Raw genomic sequence first — 2,674 nt, 5'->3', positions numbered from 1 at the left:
TGCCGCGACGGCTCGCGCCCATGTCTCCACCGACCGCCTCATCAAGGCCTCGAAAAGTAAAAGACCTTGAAAGGGGTGGCTTTCACAACCATCTCTACGAAGCCCTCGGCCTGAACTACGCCTACAAGGCGTTCACCACCCACGACCTGCCCGCCGCCGTCGGCGGCATCCGCGCCCTGGGCATCCGCGGCTGCGCCATCTCGATGCCGTTCAAGGAAGCCTGCATCCCGCTGCTCGACGCGCTCGATCCGTCCGCGGCGGTGATCGACTCGGTGAACACCATCGTCAACGACCAGGGCCGGCTCACCGGCTACAACACCGACTTCCTGGCCATCGCCCAACTGCTCGACAGCCACGGGGTCTCGCCCGGCCTGAGCTTCGCCCTGCGCGGCAGCGGCGGCATGGCCAAGGCGGTGGCCTTCGCTCTGCGCCAGGCCGGCTTCCGCCAGGGGCACATCGTCGCCCGCAACCCGGCCGCGGGGCAGGCGCTGGCCCAGGCCAGCGGCTTCGCCTGGGCGGCGGAGCTGGGCGAGCTGCGCCCTGCACTGCTGATCAACGTGACCCCGATCGGCATGGCCGGCGGCCCCGAGGCACAGGACCTGGCCTTCCCCGCGGCGGCCATCGAACGGGCGGAGATCGTCTTCGACGTGGTGGCACTGCCCGCAGAAACGCCGCTGATCCGCCACGCCCGCGCGCTCGGCAAGCCGGTCATCACCGGCGCGGAGGTCGCCACCCTGCAGGCGCTCGAGCAGTTCGTGCTCTACACCGGCCGGCGCCCGAGCCCGGAACAGGTCGCCCAGGCCGCGGCCTATTCGCGCCAGAGCTGAGCGATCCACCTGCAGGAGTGCCCACTTTCTCCACGAGCGCTCTTGCAGGCGGACAGCACCTTGCCCCCGCAGGGAAGAACGCAACCCTTTGAAGACGCTTGCAGGTGTCGGCGTGCCCGCGAGCCGCTAGAATCGCCACTTCCCGTTCCCGGGCCGGCCCGGGACTCAACCGTCTGCGAGAGAACCGATATGGGCGCCCAGTGGAAAGCCAGACCCAAAGAAATTGCCGCCAACGCCAAAGGCAAGATTTTCGGCAAGCTGGTCAAGGAAATCATGATTGCCGCGCGCAACGGCGCGGACCCGGACATGAACCCCAAGCTGCGCCTGGCGGTCCATCAGGCCAAGAAAGCCTCGATGCCCAAGGACACCCTGGAGCGCGCCATCAAGAAAGGCGCGGGCCTCTCCGGCGAGGTGGTCAACTACGAGCGGACCCTCTATGAAGGCTTCGCTCCGCACCGCGTGCCGGTGATCGTCGAGTGCCTGACCGACAACGTGAACCGCACCGTGGCGGAAATCCGCGTACTGTTCCGCAAGGGCCAGCTGGGCACCTCCGGCTCGGTGAGCTGGGACTTCGACTACCTGGGCATGATCGAGGCGACCCCGGAGGGCGGCGCCGACCCGGAACTGGCCGCCATCGAGGCCGGCGCCCAGGACTTCGAGCCCGCCGAGGAAGGCGCCACCCTGTTCTACACCGAGCCGACCGACCTCGACGCGGTGTGCAAGGCGCTGCCGGAGTTCGGCTTCACCGTGCAGTCGGCCAACCTTGGCTACAAGGCGAAGAACCCGGTGAGCCTCTCCGGCGCCGAACTCGAGGAGGTCGAAGCCTTCCTCGAGGCCCTCGACAATCACGACGACGTGCAGAACGTCTACGTCGGCCTGAGCGCCTGAGTCCCGCGCCGCGCCGGCAGAGGCCCAAAGCGCCTGCCGGTGCGGGCCGCAGCGCCTGCAAGCCTTCGCGGCAGCCGTTTGCCTGCGCGCCGGGGACACGTTATAAACCAACCGAACAATCGTTCCATCACCATTGCCTACAGGATCCGAACATGGCCGAAAACCCGGTAAACATGGAAATCTTCGACATGGCCGATGAGTTCATCGCCGTTGCCAACCGACTGCTCGAGGAAGAACACAAGGATCTGGGGCAGATCAGCGCGGCAATCCGCTACGCCGCTGCCCGGTTCAGCGCCCACGAGGCCGCCTGCCGCTCCGGCGATCTGTCGATCGACAAGGAAAAGGCGCACAGCTGGTACAGCGACCAGTTCAACAAGATGCTGGAAGAAAACCTCGACCAGCATATCGAGATGTCGAAACAGCGCTAACGATGCGCCAAACAGGCGAGGCCCCTGCCGGGCCGCCTGTAGCGCCTGTCGATCTCCGCAAGATCCCCACGGGAAGCGCGCTATGCCGGTCGGCGGAACACGACCAGCTTGGCCAGCAACCGCTGCACCACCTCGTCGCGCTGATTCAGCGTCAGGCTTTCCAGGGCAACGATGCCGCGATCCGGCCTCGAGCGCGACGGCGTGATCGCCTGAATGCAGCTCTCCACACGCAGGACATCTCCCGCCCGCGTGGGCCGGGGCCAGTCGACCTCGCCGCCGGCGCCGATCAGCCCGTCGGCCAGCGGCATGCCGCTGGTGACCAGGAGACGCATGGTGATGGCCGCGGTATGCCAGCCGCTGGCCGCCAGCCCGCCGAACAGGGTCTGCCTGGCCGCCTCATCGTCCAGATGAAAGGGCTGGGGGTCGAACTGCGCAGCGAAGGCCTTGAGACTGGCCTCCTCCAGCACGAACTCGCCGCTGCGGAAGCGGGCGCCCACGACTAGAGCATTTTTTGAAAACACGAATTCGACA

General features: G+C 66.9%; 4 protein-coding genes. 3 read left to right on the top strand and 1 reads right to left on the bottom strand.

Annotated elements, in window-relative coordinates; translation table 11 throughout:
* Positions 1-20: 20 nt before the first annotated feature.
* The 3 genes from BMY22_RS23095 (at position 21) to BMY22_RS23085 (ending at position 2,143) form a co-directional block, all read left to right on the top strand.
* Entirely contained in the window at positions 21-827 is an 807-nt protein-coding gene (locus BMY22_RS23095; protein ID WP_090625653.1) for a shikimate 5-dehydrogenase, read from the top strand.
* A gap of 189 nt (positions 828-1,016) precedes the next feature.
* Positions 1,017-1,715: a YebC/PmpR family DNA-binding transcriptional regulator gene (locus tag BMY22_RS23090; RefSeq protein WP_090625652.1), complete on the top strand. Its 699-nt coding sequence runs from the start codon at positions 1,017-1,019 to the stop codon at positions 1,713-1,715.
* Positions 1,716-1,867: 152 nt separating this feature from the next.
* A complete protein-coding gene (locus BMY22_RS23085) occupies positions 1,868-2,143 on the top strand; it encodes a DUF3144 domain-containing protein (protein ID WP_244158983.1) in 276 nt (91 codons plus the stop codon).
* 80 nt (positions 2,144-2,223) lie between these two features.
* Here the strand turns inward: BMY22_RS23085 and BMY22_RS23080 are convergent, their stop codons facing one another.
* Positions 2,224-2,664, bottom strand: coding sequence for a MaoC family dehydratase (locus BMY22_RS23080; RefSeq protein ID WP_090625655.1), 441 nt, complete (start codon positions 2,662-2,664; stop codon positions 2,224-2,226).
* Between the last annotated feature and the right edge of the window lie 10 nt (positions 2,665-2,674).

This window comes from Azotobacter beijerinckii (assembly GCF_900110885.1).
GTDB lineage: Bacteria > Pseudomonadota > Gammaproteobacteria > Pseudomonadales > Pseudomonadaceae > Azotobacter > Azotobacter beijerinckii.
The sequence above is the reverse complement of the archived record's forward strand: the minus strand, read 5'-3'. Positions and strand labels throughout refer to the sequence as shown.